Raw genomic sequence first — 15,210 nt, 5'->3', positions numbered from 1 at the left:
CTTTTTATCTAAGATTCTTTACCACTATCTCAAGATAATCTCCTCTATATCGTGCATAGAATTTTCGAGGGGGGGCTCCTTCCTCCCTCCTTTTGCTTATCTTGTCCAAAGGGAATACATCTGCTACAGTCAAATTGAACATGACCAAAAAAAATGATCCCCTATTACAAATACATAATCTTTGCTTTGGATTTGAAAAGAACAAACCAATTCTCGATAATGTTTCCTTTTCCGTGGAAAAAGGAGCCTTCGTGCTTCTTACTGGCCCAAATGGATCAGGCAAGAGCCTATTGCTCAAATGTATCAAAGGCTTGCTCAAGCCGACTAGTGGAACCATAGTGATCAACGGCGAGGACCTTACCAAGAGTTCAAGGAAACGATTGCAAGCAATCGGACTTATCTTTCAGGATGCCGATAGCCAAATCGTTGGACAAACCGTTGAGCGCGATATTTTATTCGGTCTGGAAAATTTGCAACTGCCCCTTGAGGAACAACAAAAACGACTTGAAGACGTTTCGACTCTTCTGGACCTGAAAACAAAGTTCAAGCAAAGACCGAGAACTCTCAGCGGAGGGGAAAAAAGACGCCTCTCCATCGCCGGGGTTTTGGTCATGGAACCGCAGGTATTGGTCCTGGACGAACCTTTTGCCAATCTGGACTATCCTTCCGTCCTTCAAGTCATTCGAACCTTGCTTAAACTCCACGAAACTGGGCACACGATTATCTTGGTGAGCCATGAAGCGGAAAAAATACTTGCCTACACCGACCAGACCATTCTCCTGGAACAAGGGAAAGTTGTTGCCGACGGAAAAGCCAAGGATCTGCTTCCGATGATGACTGCACATGGGGTATATGTTCCCTCCGGGGTGAAAATAGAGGAACTGACATGGCTGAAGCCCTGATCTTTCACTTCCGTGATAAAAAGAACTTTCTCAATGGCTGCAATCCCGTAACCAAGTTCATCTGTATCATAGCAATCTGCTTCCCCCTCGCAAAAGCCTCTCTCCTGTCTGTCTTGGTCTTGCTCCTCCCCCTGTTCATCGTGGCCTTTATCCAACATCTGCCTCTTCTTTCCTATGGAAAGGAGTTAAGGTTCTTTATCTTCATGAGTCTTCTTATCATAGTCACCTCCTATGCCTCGTCCCAAAATATCGCCCAGGCCCTGGCATCAAGCCTTCGCTTCCTTGCCATCATCCTTTCGGGGATGTTACTCGCCGACTCCACCGCTCCTGATGAACTGGCACGTTCCCTAGGCTCTCTTCTGGACAAAATTCCGTTTGTATCAGGGTGGGTCATTGCAAGCAGCATTGAACTTACTCTCTCGCTCGTTCCCATAATCTTTGACGTGGCCGAACAGGCAACAACGGCACGCAAGGCAAGGCAGGAAAGGAGAGTAAATCCGATACGAACTCTTTCAAGCCTAGCTGAAAGCATCTTCTCACTTTTGCTTGACCGGGCGGAAGATCTCTCTTCAGCCCTCGAGGCAAGGGCCTTTGACCCTGAAAGGAAAAGACAAACCCTGGGGTATGGAAAGCAGGACCTGAAGTTACTGCTCTTCACTGCTTTACTTGTAATTGTCGGATATATGGTATAATAGGATATATGGTAACAAAAAAAGAGTTACGCGACATACTGAAAAAAGAAGCCGCAGAGTGCAAGAACAAGGATTTCTCCCCAGAGGACAATGCCAGCATAGAGGCACTGCTTGCCAGTGAAGAGTATCTCAACGCCCATCTGGTCTTTGCCTTCGTTCCCCTATCCAGTGAAGTGGACATCAAAAGATTTTTGTATATCGTAGCCAAAGAAAAACAATTGGCCCTCCCCAAATGCCTGGGAGAAGGACTTATGGAATTCTGCCTTGTCGAAAAAGATTGGGAACAAAAACTGGAAGTATCCTCACAAAGAATTGCAGAACCAAAATGCGGAAAAACCATTGAGCCGGATGAGCATTCACTTATCCTGGTACCTGCAATGGCCTATTCAAAACAGAAAGAAAGATTGGGAAGGGGAATGGGGTATTATGACCGGTTCCTGAATAGGTTCCCCACGGTAATGACCATTGGTCTTTGTAGAAAATACCAATTGTTTGACAGCATTCCCATTGAGCGTTTTGATAAAAACGTCAACAAGGTTTTGTCAGCAGGAGTCTTTTACTGATTTTTCTGATTCTTGCAGAGCCAGATAAAATGCTGGGAAGCCATCATCTTGAAGAAATTGACACATCGTTCATCACACTCGAAATCATTCAAGGAGAGCAAATGTTCCCTGACTTGTTCAGTCCTGACACTTTGCAAGATTGCACTGAGGGCTCTCAAGTATTCAATCTGGATGGAAGGACTGGATGCGATGACAAACAAGAGATGAACGGGAAGACCATCCTTTGCCTCAAAATCAATTCCTTCGGGGCTCAACCCCAAAGCAATCTTTACAGATTTCAGACCAATGATCTTTCCATGGGCAATTGCTACCCCATGGCCTATTCCGGTAGTTTCTATACGCTCACGACGAAGCACACCTCTCTTGAAGCGTTCAACATCAGATAAACTATGAAATATAGAACAGGAATCTATCACTTCCAAGATAGCTTTTTTCTTTTCAGTTTCATGGAGGTGACAAATCACCGATTGGCAATCATCACGAATATTCACACTTGTAACTATACACAATGATCGAAGGTGTTTCAAGAGATGACACCGGTTGTTCAGAAACCGGTGCCATCGATATATAATTTGTTATTTTGTAGAAAGATATTCGTTCATCGCTTTCGCAGCTTTTCGTCCCTGCCCCATAGCTAGGATGACCGTAGCGGCTCCGAGCACGATATCACCACCTGCATATACGCCAGGCAAGGTAGTTTCACAGGTTTCCTCATTGACAATGAAGTTCCCGCGTTTGTTAACTTCTATGCCATCGGTAGTTGCCTTGATGAGAGGATTGCTGGTATTACCGATTGCAACGATGACCGTGTCAAAATCATACATTTTTTCACTTCCTGGAATCTCGACAGGTGAACGACGACCCGAAGCATCAGGTTCTCCCAGCTCACAGGTAATCATCTTGACCCCGTTTACCCTACCCTGGTCATCCGCTACAATCTCCAAGGGAGCATGGAGAAACATGAAGTCAATTCCTTCTTCCTTGGCATGTCCGACCTCTTCCTTTCTGGCAGGCATTTCAACCTCCGTTCGGCGATAGACAATCGAAACCTCACCAGCTCCGAGTCTCTTTGCCGTACGGGCAGCATCCATGGCAACGTTTCCGCCACCGAAGACTGCAACTTTTTGTGAATCAAAAAGTGGAGTGAGAGATTCTCCTACATCATAGGCTTTCATCAGGTTACTTCTGGTAAGATACTCATTGGCAGAGAAAACCCCAATGTAATTTTCACCAGGAATTCCCATAAACTTCGGAAGTCCCGCCCCGGAACCCACGAATACTGCATCAAAACCATCTTTTTCCATCAGATCGGAAATCTTCCGGGTCTTTCCAACTAAATAATTCCGCCTGATCTCCACACCCATCTGCTTCAGGTTATCCAGTTCATGCTGAACGATTTTCTTGGGAAGCCTGAATTCAGGAATACCATAGACAAGAACACCGCCAGCTTTATGCAAAGCCTCGAACATCACGACAGTATGACCGGCTCGACGCAAATCCGCCGCGGCAGAAATCCCGGCAGGGCCTGATCCGACTATGGCTACCTTCTTGTTGGTATCGGGGGCCACGGAAGGAATAGTCTCTGTTTCATTTTCCCTGGCAAAGTCAGCAACAAAACGCTCAATACGGCCAATCGATACTGACTGTTCTACATCCTTATGGATTTTTCCGACCGTACAGTATTTCTGGCATTGGCTTTCCTGCGGACATACCCGTCCACAGATTGAAGGCAACAAGCTGCTTTGCTTGATTACCTCTACTGCCTTGCCATACTCACCCTTGGCCGCTTCGGCGATGAAGGACGGGATATCAATGGCAACAGGGCACCCCTGGATACAGGGCTTGTTCTTGCATTGCAAGCAACGCAAGGCCTCTGCCCTGACCTGGTTGTCAGTATACCCCAGGGCGACTTCTTGCATATTGGTAATACGTACCTGAGGATCCTGGGTTGGCATTTCCTGCATAGGAATCTGTCCCCGATCCTTTGGGGTAAGTGCTACATTTTCAAATTTACTCAATACTTCTTTTGCCTGGGCATCCAGGGCTTCAATCGAAACATGCATGGTTTAGGCCTCTCCTTCAGCAAGATGCAATCCAATGTGACAGCGATGGTGAGCTTCCTTTTCCTTGGGTTTGTAGGTTCCCAAGCGCAAGAGCATATTGTCCCAGTCGACCAAATGGCCATCAAACTCAGGACCATCGACACAGACAAACTTGGTCTTTCCTCCGATGTTTACTCGGCAACCACCGCACATTCCCGTTCCGTCAATCATGATTGTATTAAGTGATACAATGGTATGGATACCAAAAGGCTTGGTTGTCAAAGCCGCGAATTTCATCATGATGGGAGGCCCGATGATAACGACGCAATCGGGTTTCCAAGTCTCGCAAAGTTCTTTCAAGGGAACAGTCACCAGGGCTTTTCTTCCATAGGAACCATCATCAGTTACAATAATCAGTTCATCGGCCAAGGCTCGCATCTCATCTTCCATGATCAAAAGATCCTTGTTCCTCGCCCCCATGATTACCTTGACCTCGTTTCCAGCTTCCTTCATTCCCTGCACGATGGGATGCAATGGGGCTACCCCTATTCCACCTCCCACACAGACAACCTTGCCATACTTCTTGATGTCAGTCGGTTTACCCAAGGGCCCGAGCAGATTTTCTATTTCATCCCCTACTTCCAAAAGGGCAAGTTTATGGGTACTCTCGCCAACAGCCTGGAATATCAGGGTAATGGTACCTTCCTGGGCATTTGCATCCGCGATGGTCAAGGGAATCCTTTCATTGAAGTCCCCACCCATTTGAAGTATGATAAATTGACCGGGGCTTCTCGCTTCTGCTATTTCAGGGGCCTGAATAACCATTCTGAAAACCTCTGCGGAAAGTCTCTTTTTTTCTAGAATCTTGTTCATATACGCTCCTCGATGTTCACCGAATTGTCTTGCAAGTCTGCTCCATATCATACAAGATAATTTGAAGAGTGAAAACCTTTCTTTCCATCCATAAAGACAATATCTCAACAAATCTATAGCTCTAGTTATCAGATATAATCAACTTATTTTACCATTTTATAGAGTTATTATTCCTACTAGTGTGTTTTTTATCTTTATAGCACACATTAAAGTTACTACAAGGAAATAGAATGGGGCTTGCCAAACTAAAATAGAGAAGGCAAACTACCCTCAGGAGGATACGATGATAAAGAAAAAAAATGAGATGAAAACAGCCAGCACTGAAAAATTGCGTGGAGGAACTGGTTCCGTCCTTGCAACTTCGTTCATGGACAATGGAACCATGGCCCATTGCAGGTTGTTCTCACAAATGAAATTGGAAAAGGGATGTTCCATCGGAAAACATGACCATGTAAACGAAACCGAATACTACTGGATTACCGGTGGAGAGGGAATAGTAACAGAAGCCGAGGGAGAGACTGTCGTATCCAAGGGCGACCTTGTCGTCACCGGCGGTGGAGCCAGCCATGCAATCCGAAATGAAAAAGAAGAACCTCTGACCTTTGTTGCTCTGATCATCCTTGACTGATTATAGCAAAAGGCCTGCAGAATCACTGCAGGCCCAAGGGAGGTTTATATGCTCAATACCCAAATCAGGGTAATAGTTTTTTACTGATTTTCACGAATCTTTACTTCGATTTTCTTGGGAAGTGCAAGTTCTTTCTTGGGCAGTGTCACTGACAATACACCATCAGTGAATTCACCTTCGATTTTCTCTTCCTCCACATCCTCAGGAAGACTGAAGGCACGCTCGAATTCCTTATAGTATCGCTCACGTACCAAGGCCTTCTTGCCGTCTGCGGTCTTCTCGCTCTTCTTGGTGGAACTGAGTCTCAATACATGCTTATCGACATTTACCTGAACCTCATCCTTCTTGTAACCGGCGAGTTCAGCTTCAAGGACATAGGCCGCGTCTGTCTCATAAATATCCACAGGAGGAATCTTTGAGGAACTGACACCCCAATCGGACCAAATATCGTTAAACAGGGATTCAAAGTTTGAAGCGGGATTCTGATGATTGTATGTTACGTAATATTTCATTGTAAGACCTCCATAGGTTCTTTAGGTTTTATTCTGTTTGCCTTTCTGGCTACGCAAATATATATGCAAACTACGTGCCAACTTTTTTAACAAAATATTCAAACACTTATATAATATATAGTTATTTATTTTTTAATTCTCTGACTACTATAACTAAAAGAGAAATCATCTTTCTGGTGACCAAAAAGAAACCCTCACTGTGTCACAATGACACAATGAGGGAAAATACGTTGGTTTACTGGGCCAAATCAGGACAATCCATTACAAGAAGTAGTCTATAGCGCCCCTAAATATGCCATATTCAGCGACATAGGGAGTATTCTTATAAAGATTCTCCCCCTGCCTCTCACTGTGGGCCATTCTTCCGAACACCCTACCATCAGGTGAACAAAGGCCTTCTACGGCATACGCAGATCCATTCGGATTATAAGGCATGTCCATCGTTGCCCTTCCACTCATATCTACATATTGCGTTGCAATCTGTCCCTTTTCTGCCAAAGTCCCAAGCATCTCCTTGCTACAGACGAATCGACCTTCCCCATGGGAAATAGGCAGCAAGGCAATATCGCCGACCTGGTAGGCAGATAACCAAGGAGACAGAGTCGAGGCAACCCTGGTGCGAACCAGCATCGACTGGAGCCGGGAAATGGTGTTGAACGTAAGTGTGGGAGACGAGGCATCGAGTGTCCGTATGGAACCATAGGGTAATAATCCCAATTTTACCAAGGCCTGAAAACCGTTGCAAATGCCACCGACCAGACCATCCCTGACTGCAAGCAACCGGGTTATCTCCTCACTAATCAAAGGATTCCGCAAAAAGGAAGCAATGAACTTTCCTGAGCCATCAGGCTCATCACCACCGGAGAAACCTCCAGGGATGAATAATATCTGACTATTTTCCAAGGACTTATGGAAGAGCCTGACACTCTCGTTTACCTTCTGGGCATCAAGGTTGTTTATGACGAATATCTCGCACTCGGCTCCTTGCCGCTCCAAGGCCCGCTTCAAATCAAATTCACAGTTTGTCCCAGGGAACACAGGAATGAGAACCCGAGGCCTGGGCGTATGGAAGAAGGACCTCTGAGAAGTGGCTGAAACCTTTGAAAGCGTAGGAATATCTTCTTTCGATTCCTGGATTCCCTTGCGAGGATATACACTCTCCAAGGTATTGTCATACAGATTCTCAAGCAATTGCAAATCAAGGTCAAAACCATTGCCAGTGACAGTATAGGACTTACAAGTGTGGCCAATGGAAATCCCTATATCCTCAGGCTGGGCCAATTCCAAGACAAAAGAACCGTACGATTTGGTAAACAAGTCCTTGTAGCTCTCTACAACGAAACCAATCTTATTGCCAAAGCTCATTTTCACCAAAGCCTCTGCAATGCCACCCGCTCCCACTGCATAGCAAGCAAGGACCTTTCCTTCCTTGATAAGGGTGGATACTGTCTTGAAGAGACGAGGAATATCGTCTTCATCGTTGGGAGCAAGCAATACAATCCTGTTTTCTGTTTTCTTGAACTCGGGACTGATGATTGCCTCTGCCTTGCTGCAGCTGACGGCAAAAGAGACCAAGGTAGGAGGAACATCGAGATCTTCAAAGGAGCCACTCATTGAATCCTTTCCCCCAATGGCACCCTTGCCAAGCAAAAGCTGTGCCTTGAGAGCTCCCAATAAAGACGCAAAGGGAAGCCCCCAACGCAAAGGATCATTTCCCACTTTCCCGAAATATTCCTGGAAGGAAAGATATACCTGGCTAAGATCTGCTCCACTGGCAGCCAGTTTGGCAACCGAATGGATGACCGATTCAAACGCTCCGGCAAAAGGATCCTCTTCCATTCGATAGGGGTCATACCCCCAACTCATCACCGAACAGGTCTGGGTAGTCCCCTCAAGTACAGGAATCTTGGCAGCCATTACCTGAACCGGAGTCTTTTGATATTTGCCGCCAAAAGGCATCAGGACCGAACCAGCCCCGATGGTGGAGTCGAATCGCTCAGACAATCCCTGCTTGGAACAGATATTGAGATCAGCCATCAAAACCTTGAGCTGTTCATTCTTGTCGATCGGACTTACTTGTTTCTTTTTCTTCGGATTCCGTATCCAGACGGAAGCATGTTTTTCTGCTCCATGGCTATCAAGAAAGGATCTGTCAATGTCGACGATATACTTACCTTGATAGAACATTACCAGTTTCTTCCGTTCCGTAACCGTGGAGATTACCGTAGCTTCCAGGTTTTCCGAAGCAGCCAGGGAAATGAAAGCTTCAACATCCTTTGCTTCAAGTACGACAGCCATTCGTTCCTGGGATTCACTTATGGCAAGGGAGGTTCCATCCATACCCTCATACTTGCAAGGAATTGCATCCAAATAGATTTCCAGGCCATCGGCCAGCTCCCCTACTGCGACACACACTCCACCTGCACCGAAATCGTTGCAACGTTTTATCAAACGGGAAGCTTGGGGGAGGCGCATCAGCCGCTGCAGTTTTCTTTCCTCCGGGGCATTGCCTTTCTGGACCTCTGCAGAACAGGAAACAAGGGAACTCAGGTCGTGACTCTTGGAAGAACCCGTAGCTCCGCCACAACCATCCATACCGGTCTTTCCACCGACCAGGACAATCTTATCCCCAGCTGCAGGCTCTTCCCTTCTGACTTGGTTTGAAGGTACTGCGCCGACGACAGCACCCAATTCCATATGCTTCGCGACATACCCGGGATGATAGATTTCATCGACAAGGCCAGTGGCCAACCCAATTTGGTTTCCGTAGGAACTATTCCCATTCGCTGAAGTAATGGCAATCTTGCGCTGGGCAAGCTTTCCTTTCAAAGTATCCTTAACTGGGGCAAGGGGGTTTCCTGAACCACTGAGTCGCATCGCCTGGTACACATACGCCCGCCCGGAAAGAGGATCTCGGATGGCTCCACCTATACAGGTAGCCGAACCACCGAAGGGTTCAATTTCGGTTGGATGGTTATGAGTCTCATTCTTGAACAGGAGCAACCAAGGCTCCTTGATACCATCGTGATCAACTGTTATCTTGACCGAACAAGCGTTTATTTCCTCGGACTCATCCAGTTGGGCCAACTTTCCTGCCTTCTTCAAGGTCTTTACGCCAATGGTCGCGAGATCCATGAGAGTTATTGGCTTCTTGATCCCGAGATCCTTGCGAAGGACAAGATATTCCTGGTAAGCCTTTTGTATCCGTTCATCCTCGATTGCTATCGAGTCCAGGGATGTAAGGAACGTCGTATGCCGGCAATGATCCGACCAATAGGTATCGATTACCTTCAGTTCCGTGACCGTAGGATCCCTATGCAAGGATTGAAAATAACCACGCACCAACTTCAAATCCTCAAAATCCATGGCAAGCCCCTGGGAATCAACCAACGTGACAAGCTGGTCATCCCCCAGATTTATGAAGCCATCAAAGGTCGCGACAGGTTCTATCTGCATGACCACTGGCTTGAGCTCAGAAACTTTCTCAAGGGATACCTCCCGGCTTTCGACCGGATTGATGAGATAATCCTTGATGCGTTGCAGCTCGGACTCGGTGATAACTCCCTCCAATACAAAAAGGCGGGCACTGCGCACCAGTGGACGTTCCCCACCGGAAATAAGCTGGATGCATTGGGAGCAGGAATCGGAACGCTGATCGAATTGACCAGGCAGATATTCAACGCCAAAGACCAAAGAATCATCGGATACGGGAAGGACTTCACTTACAGAATCGACTTGAACCTCGGAAAACACTGTTTGCTTGCAAGTCTGCAACAACGCTTGGTCAATTCCCTGTACATCATAACGATTTATAAGGCGAAGAGCCTGCAATCCCGAAATACCCAAAAAGGTTCTGATATCCTCAGCCAGGACAGTTTCCTGAATCCTGAAATTCTCTTTTTTCTCAACATATAGACGGTAGACCATGATTCTCCCTTACGCCTGGAGGGCGCTTTGTCCAATATCCCTACGAAAATGCATAGCCTCAAACGTTACCGAGTCCACACCCCTATAGGCCTTGTCTACAGCTTGTCGCAAGGTCGGTGCGGTAGCTACTACATTCAATACCCTTCCCCCTGAGGTCAAAAGTCTTGACCCATCCTTTTTTGTTCCGGCATGGTATAATGATACACCGTCTTTAAGGGGATTCAAGGAAATTTCCTTTCCTGTCTGATACGAAACAGGATAGCCTCCGCTGGCAAGCACGACGCAACAGGCAGCATCGGTGGAAAACTTCACTTGTTTGGAATCAAGGGATTCATTTGCGACAGCCATACAGATTGAAAGCAGATCACTTTCCAGCAAGGGCAACACCACCTGGGCCTCAGGATCTCCGAAACGACAGTTATATTCTATGACCTTCGGACCAACAGGCGTGAGCATCAAACCAAAATACAAACATCCCTTGAAAGGACGCCCCTCTGATCTCATCGCTTCCATGGTCGGAATGAAAATCTCTTGCATGCAACGTTCTTGTATTGCCACTGTAAAATAGGGATTGGGGGCTATGGTTCCCATTCCCCCTGTATTCGGTCCCCTGTCCAGGTCATAGGCCCTCTTATGATCCATGGAAGAGACCATGGGAACCAGGGTCTTTCCATCGGTAAAGGCCAGTACAGAGACCTCCGGACCTATCAAGAATTCTTCGATGACCACAGAATTCCCGCTACTGCCAAATTTCTTTTCCACCATCATGGATTCAATGGCCTGGCAAAGCTCCTCCCTATTGGTGGCAATGACCACACCCTTGCCAAGGGCAAGGCCATCAGCTTTCACCACAGAGGGAAGAGGACAAGAATTTGCATATTCCAAGGCTGCCTCAACCTCGGTAAAAACCTGGTAGGAAGCAGAAGGAATATGATACTTTTTCATCAGGTTCTTGGAAAACACCTTACTGCCCTCAATGATAGCTGCCCGTTTATTTGGTCCGAAACAAGGAATTTTTTGTTCCTCGAGTAAATCGACCAGGCCGAGCACCAAGGGATCATCAGGGGCCACCACGACAAAATCAACCTGCTTCTCTTTGGCAAAAAGCACAATCTTGTCCAGTTCCTTCGTCCCTATGGGAACACAGGTGGCAATATCTGAGATTCCCCCGTTGCCGGGAAGGGCATATATGGTATGGACATCCTTGTTTTTCCTGAAGGCCGCAACAAGGGCATGTTCACGACCGCCCCCGCCTATTACCAGTATATCCATGGTTTAATGGTGGAAGAGACGGATGCCATTGGAAACCATGACCATTCCGTACTCATTGCAGGCTTCGATGACGACATCGTCCCTTACCGAGCCACCTGGCTGCACGATGTATTCCACTCCGCTGCGTTTGGCTCTGTCTATATTATCCCTGAACGGGAAAAAGGCATCGCTTGCCAAGGATACTCCCTTGATGGTCTGCAAACAAGCTTTCTTTTGCTCGGGGGTAAACACCTGGGGACATTGAGAGAAGTACTGTTTCCACTGTTCTCCCTCATATAAGGAAGTCTCGGGATCATCGGCAAGATACTGTTCAATCGCATTATCCTTTGCATTTCGGCTCAAGGAAGGAAGGAACGGCAGGCCAAGGACTTGTTCACTCTGCCTGAGATGCCAAAGGTCGGCCTTGCTTCCTGCTAACCGGGTACAGTGAATTCGTGACTGCTGTCCGGCACCTACCCCGATGGTCTGCCCGTTTTTCACATAGCAAACTGAATTCGACTGGGTATATTTAAGGGCAATCAGGGCAATAAGTAGATCAATCTTTGCAGAATTCGGCAAATTGGTATTGGCGGTTACGATAGGTTGCAGGATTTTCTGGTTCAGCACTATATCATTTCTTCCCTGCTCGAAAGTAATGCCAAATACGCTTCTTTGTTCTATGGGAGAGGGAATATAATTTGGGTCAATGGAAAGCACCGTATAGGAACCATTTCTTTTCTGTTTCAACAAAGCCAGGGCTTCCTCTGTATAACCAGGGGCAATGACTCCATCGGAGACTTCCCGGTTGATGCATTTGGCGGTACTCAAGTCACAAACCTCACTGAGACTTACAAAATCCCCGAAGGAAGACATCCTGTCCGCTCCCCGGGCCCGGGTATAGGCACAGGCAAGAGGGGAAAGCTCACTATGTTCACCCACGAAATACATCTGCCTTTCCTGTTCGTTGAGGGGAAGGCCCACGGCAGCTCCCGCAGGACTTACATGCTTGAAGGAAGCTGCCGAAGGAAGTCCTACGGCCTTTTCCATCTGGCTGACCATTTGCCAGCCATTGAGTGCATCGAGCAGATTAATGTAGCCAGGCTTTCCGTTGAGCACCTTCAAGGGAAGAGATCCTTGTGCCATGAAGATCCTTGCAGGTTTCTGATTGGGGTTGCACCCGTATTTCAATTCCAAACTATCCATGCCCTACCTCTTGTTTTTATTGATGATTCTCTGTTCGCTCGTTCCGTCTTCCAGGTTCGTATAGCATACAAACAAGGAGATCCTGTTATCCTTATCCAAACTGGTCCAGAGCTTTTTGCTGAAGTCATCAAGGGATCCTGTAATCGAAATCTCCCGGGGAGGACCACAAAAAGAAGGAAGCGGGGAACCATTCTCCTGATAGGTATGAATCATATGACCCGTTCCCGCCTCGGGATTTTCAAAGGGATAGAACAAGCGCTCGCAGTCTTCCCCTTTTTTCTTGAGGATGGAGAGCGTATAGCAAAAAGGGTTTTCCAAATGCAGGATTGAACTGATACGTGGGGTAAAATTCGGGGCATCAGGTTCCTGGCAACGAATCTGCAAGGCCTCTTCAAAGGACTTGCCAGCAGAAATAAAATCATACACGGTATCACTCTGGTCCCCATTGGTGACAATCAGGGACGAGCCAAACCTTCGAACAGGGTTGTAGATGATCAGGGAAGGATCCTCGACCAGGGAGGCTTCGAAAGGCTCAGTTTTCAGTTCATTCCCCACCTCGACAAATACTCGATTCCGGCTGTTTTGACTACGCCCCATGATAAAATATGCCACTACAGCCTGATTATCCTCTGACATTCCGACGATGATTCCCCTTCCGGGATAGGCATTTCCTGCCAACAATTGTTCAGGTCCCATGAATTCTCCTTTCTTGGCTATCGAGGCACTCAAGGCCTCGGCGCATTGGGGAAGCAACACCCATTCAGCTTGTTCCATAACCCGCTGTTGCAGACTTTCAGGGGTATCGGAAGGCAATACCTCAACGGCTTTCTGCGCAAGGATTGCGCCACCATCAGGTATTTCATTTACATAATGAACCGTAGCACCGGTAACCTTTACTCCGTAAGCAAGGGCGGCACGATGCACGGCAAGTCCATAATACCCTTTCCCACAAAAACTTGGTATAAGGGAAGGATGGATATTGATGATCCTGTCAGGATACTTTTTCACAAACGAGGGAGAAAGGATGCATAAAAAACCTGCAAGGATGATCAAATCGATGGAATAATCCTGCAAGGCTTTTTCAAGGGCCTGTTCGAAGTGAACCTCTCCTCCCTTTTTCCGTTCCAGTACCAACGTGGGAATATCCAACAACCTCGCACGTTCAAGGGCAAAGGCATCCTTGCGGTTCGAGACCACCAGGGAAACAGTTCCGCTTTTGAGAATTCCGTTGTGCTGGGCATCGAGCAGGGCCTGAAGATTCGTTCCGCCCCCGCTACAAAGAACTGCAAGGCGAGCTAGCATAGCTCAACCCCACACTCCCCGTTTTCGATGGATCCCAGTAAATACGAACCAGGTATCTGTTCAAGGGCAATCTTCGCTTCTTCCTTTCCCAGGACCAGACACATTCCCACGCCCATATTGAACGTATTGAACATATCCCTCATCGGGATTTTCCCTGTTTTCTGAATCAAATCGAAAAGAGGAAGGATACGGACATCAGATATCTTGATAATCGCCCGCTTTCCTACTGGGAGACAACGAGGGATGTTCTCATAGAAACCACCACCAGTAATATGGGCAGCTGCCTTGATAGTAACCTTCTTGGCCAGGGAAAGAACCGGTTTCACATAGATAGCGGTCGGTTCGAGCAAAGCTTCACCCAAGGTCTTTTCCAAGGAAGGAAAAAAGACATCCAGGATTGCCGGTCCCGTTTCCAGGTTGAAAACCTTTCGCACAAGGGAAAAGCCATTGGAATGAACGCCAGTGGAAGGAAGGGCAACCAAAATATCCCCTTCCTCTATCGTTTCCTTGTCAAAGACCTTGGACTTATCCACAACCCCGACCGTAAACCCGGCCAAGTCATACTCATCGGCGCTATAAAAGCCGGGCATCTCGGCAGTCTCACCACCGATAAGGGCACAACCAGCCTGGACACATCCTTCGGCTACACCCTTTACAATTGCCTCCACCTTGGTGGGGACAGTCTTTCCCAAGGCAATGTAATCAAGGAACACCACGGGTTTTGCCCCGCAGCAAATGACATCGTTGACGCACATCGCGACACAGTCGATACCGACCGTATCATGCTTATCAAGAAGAAAAGCAAGCTTCAACTTGGTTCCGACTCCATCGGTACCGCTTACCAACAAGGGATGGGGAGTCTCGGTAACATCAAGTTCAAAAAGGCCCCCGAATCCACCAATATCTGAACGAACACCAGGAATGAGGGTTCGCGCAACATGGCTTTTCATCAACTCAACGGCTTTGTAACCGGCAGTAATATCCACTCCGCTAAGACGATAGCTTTCACTTTGGCTTTCGTTGTTCATTCCTCTTCGCTCCTTGGTAATTTCACCGAGTATTTGTTTTTTCCTTTGCACAAGGGCTCAGGACAAGGGTAATTTCCGGTAAAACAGGCAGTGCAGAACCCCGTACAGGGATGATCCGCCAATTTGGTAACATTCTCGCTGCTGAGGAATCCCAAAGAATCGACATCAAGCAACTTTTTCATCTGATCATCCGTATACTTGTAGGCAAACAAGTCCTCGGAAGAATCGATATCGGTGCCGAAGTAACAGGGATAGAGGAACTTTGGAGCCGAGGACCTGAAATGAAT

General features: G+C 47.2%; 13 protein-coding genes and 1 pseudogene. 4 read left to right on the top strand and 10 right to left on the bottom strand.

All coding sequences use genetic code 11. The annotated features are described in order from the left end of the window. The first annotated feature begins 140 nt into the window (after positions 1–140). The 3 genes from ACHZBG_RS01740 to ACHZBG_RS01730 are packed head-to-tail and all read left to right on the top strand — an operon-like array spanning position 141 to position 2,157. On the top strand, positions 141–902 hold the full coding sequence (locus ACHZBG_RS01740; RefSeq protein WP_320127913.1) for an ABC transporter ATP-binding protein: 762 nt from the start codon (positions 141–143) through the stop codon (positions 900–902). After that, entirely contained in the window at positions 887–1,594 is a 708-nt protein-coding gene (locus ACHZBG_RS01735; RefSeq protein ID WP_320127716.1) for an energy-coupling factor transporter transmembrane component T, read from the top strand. The genes ACHZBG_RS01740 and ACHZBG_RS01735 overlap by 16 nt, the downstream gene beginning before the upstream one ends. Positions 1,595–1,602: 8 nt before the next feature. Next, a complete protein-coding gene (locus ACHZBG_RS01730) occupies positions 1,603–2,157 on the top strand; it encodes a 5-formyltetrahydrofolate cyclo-ligase (RefSeq protein ID WP_320127715.1) in 555 nt (184 codons plus the stop codon). On the opposite strand, the gene ACHZBG_RS01725 is transcribed toward ACHZBG_RS01730, so the two are convergent. From ACHZBG_RS01725 to ACHZBG_RS01715, 3 genes are all read right to left on the bottom strand, one after another. Continuing rightward, a complete protein-coding gene (locus tag ACHZBG_RS01725) occupies positions 2,151–2,648 on the bottom strand; it encodes a PTS sugar transporter subunit IIA (protein WP_320127714.1) in 498 nt (165 codons plus the stop codon). The genes ACHZBG_RS01730 and ACHZBG_RS01725 overlap by 7 nt on opposite strands. An 84-nt stretch (positions 2,649–2,732) precedes the next feature. After that, positions 2,733–4,220, bottom strand: coding sequence for an NADPH-dependent glutamate synthase (gene gltA, locus ACHZBG_RS01720; protein WP_320127713.1), 1,488 nt, complete (start codon positions 4,218–4,220; stop codon positions 2,733–2,735). A gap of 3 nt (positions 4,221–4,223) precedes the next feature. Continuing rightward, positions 4,224–5,072 carry a sulfide/dihydroorotate dehydrogenase-like FAD/NAD-binding protein gene (locus tag ACHZBG_RS01715; protein WP_320127712.1) on the bottom strand — a complete coding sequence of 283 codons (849 nt, stop codon included), beginning with the start codon at positions 5,070–5,072 and terminating at the stop codon, positions 4,224–4,226. A gap of 283 nt (positions 5,073–5,355) precedes the next feature. On the opposite strand from ACHZBG_RS01715, the gene ACHZBG_RS01710 reads away from it, so the two are divergent. Next, positions 5,356–5,700 carry a cupin domain-containing protein gene (locus ACHZBG_RS01710; RefSeq protein ID WP_320127711.1) on the top strand — a complete coding sequence of 115 codons (345 nt, stop codon included), beginning with the start codon at positions 5,356–5,358 and terminating at the stop codon, positions 5,698–5,700. An 80-nt stretch (positions 5,701–5,780) separates the two neighbouring features. Here the strand turns inward: ACHZBG_RS01710 and ACHZBG_RS01705 are convergent, their stop codons facing one another. From ACHZBG_RS01705 to ACHZBG_RS01675, 7 genes and pseudogenes are all read right to left on the bottom strand, one after another. Next, a complete protein-coding gene (locus tag ACHZBG_RS01705) occupies positions 5,781–6,212 on the bottom strand; it encodes an Hsp20/alpha crystallin family protein (RefSeq protein ID WP_320127710.1) in 432 nt (143 codons plus the stop codon). Between the two features lie 261 nt (positions 6,213–6,473). Continuing rightward, positions 6,474–10,139 carry a phosphoribosylformylglycinamidine synthase gene (locus ACHZBG_RS01700; protein WP_320127709.1) on the bottom strand — a complete coding sequence of 1,222 codons (3,666 nt, stop codon included), beginning with the start codon at positions 10,137–10,139 and terminating at the stop codon, positions 6,474–6,476. Between the two features lie 9 nt (positions 10,140–10,148). Beyond that, positions 10,149–11,411 (bottom strand): phosphoribosylamine--glycine ligase, encoded by a 1,263-nt coding sequence (gene purD, locus ACHZBG_RS01695; RefSeq protein WP_320127708.1) that lies wholly within the window; start codon positions 11,409–11,411, stop codon positions 10,149–10,151. Between the two features lie 3 nt (positions 11,412–11,414). Further along, entirely contained in the window at positions 11,415–12,593 is a 1,179-nt protein-coding gene (locus ACHZBG_RS01690) for a phosphoribosylaminoimidazolecarboxamide formyltransferase (protein ID WP_320127707.1), read from the bottom strand. A gap of 3 nt (positions 12,594–12,596) precedes the next feature. Next, the gene (gene purN / locus ACHZBG_RS01685; RefSeq protein WP_320127706.1) at positions 12,597–13,895 is read right to left on the bottom strand and encodes a phosphoribosylglycinamide formyltransferase; all 1,299 of its coding nucleotides are present in this window, start codon (positions 13,893–13,895) and stop codon (positions 12,597–12,599) included. Beyond that, the gene (gene purM, locus ACHZBG_RS01680) at positions 13,889–14,923 is read right to left on the bottom strand and encodes a phosphoribosylformylglycinamidine cyclo-ligase (protein ID WP_320127705.1); all 1,035 of its coding nucleotides are present in this window, start codon (positions 14,921–14,923) and stop codon (positions 13,889–13,891) included. Before purM ends, purN begins: the two co-directional genes overlap by 7 nt. Further along, positions 14,920–15,210: pseudogene (locus ACHZBG_RS01675) on the bottom strand (amidophosphoribosyltransferase); the annotation flags it as partial. The pseudogene ACHZBG_RS01675 and the gene purM, both read right to left, overlap by 4 nt.

The organism is uncultured Sphaerochaeta sp. (assembly GCF_963676625.2).
Classification (GTDB): Bacteria; Spirochaetota; Spirochaetia; order Sphaerochaetales; family Sphaerochaetaceae; genus Sphaerochaeta.
Note: the sequence above shows the minus strand (reverse complement) of the source record. Positions and strands in the feature narration are given on the sequence as shown.

What these genes read in the sequence shown, in the direction of transcription:
- ACHZBG_RS01740 (WP_320127913.1), top strand. Translation starts at nt 141, where the DNA reads ATGACCAAAAAAAATGATCCCCTATTACAAATACATAATCTTTGCTTT.
- ACHZBG_RS01735 (WP_320127716.1), top strand. Translation starts at nt 887, where the DNA reads ATGGCTGAAGCCCTGATCTTTCACTTCCGTGATAAAAAGAACTTTCTC.
- ACHZBG_RS01730 (WP_320127715.1), top strand. Translation starts at nt 1,603, where the DNA reads ATGGTAACAAAAAAAGAGTTACGCGACATACTGAAAAAAGAAGCCGCA.
- gltA (WP_320127713.1), bottom strand. Translation starts at nt 4,220, where the DNA reads ATGCATGTTTCGATTGAAGCCCTGGATGCCCAGGCAAAAGAAGTATTG.
- ACHZBG_RS01715 (WP_320127712.1), bottom strand. Translation starts at nt 5,072, where the DNA reads ATGAACAAGATTCTAGAAAAAAAGAGACTTTCCGCAGAGGTTTTCAGA.
- ACHZBG_RS01710 (WP_320127711.1), top strand. Translation starts at nt 5,356, where the DNA reads ATGATAAAGAAAAAAAATGAGATGAAAACAGCCAGCACTGAAAAATTG.
- ACHZBG_RS01705 (WP_320127710.1), bottom strand. Translation starts at nt 6,212, where the DNA reads ATGAAATATTACGTAACATACAATCATCAGAATCCCGCTTCAAACTTT.
- ACHZBG_RS01700 (WP_320127709.1), bottom strand. Translation starts at nt 10,139, where the DNA reads ATGGTCTACCGTCTATATGTTGAGAAAAAAGAGAATTTCAGGATTCAG.
- purD (WP_320127708.1), bottom strand. Translation starts at nt 11,411, where the DNA reads ATGGATATACTGGTAATAGGCGGGGGCGGTCGTGAACATGCCCTTGTT.
- ACHZBG_RS01690 (WP_320127707.1), bottom strand. Translation starts at nt 12,593, where the DNA reads ATGGATAGTTTGGAATTGAAATACGGGTGCAACCCCAATCAGAAACCT.
- purN (WP_320127706.1), bottom strand. Translation starts at nt 13,895, where the DNA reads ATGCTAGCTCGCCTTGCAGTTCTTTGTAGCGGGGGCGGAACGAATCTT.
- purM (WP_320127705.1), bottom strand. Translation starts at nt 14,923, where the DNA reads ATGAACAACGAAAGCCAAAGTGAAAGCTATCGTCTTAGCGGAGTGGAT.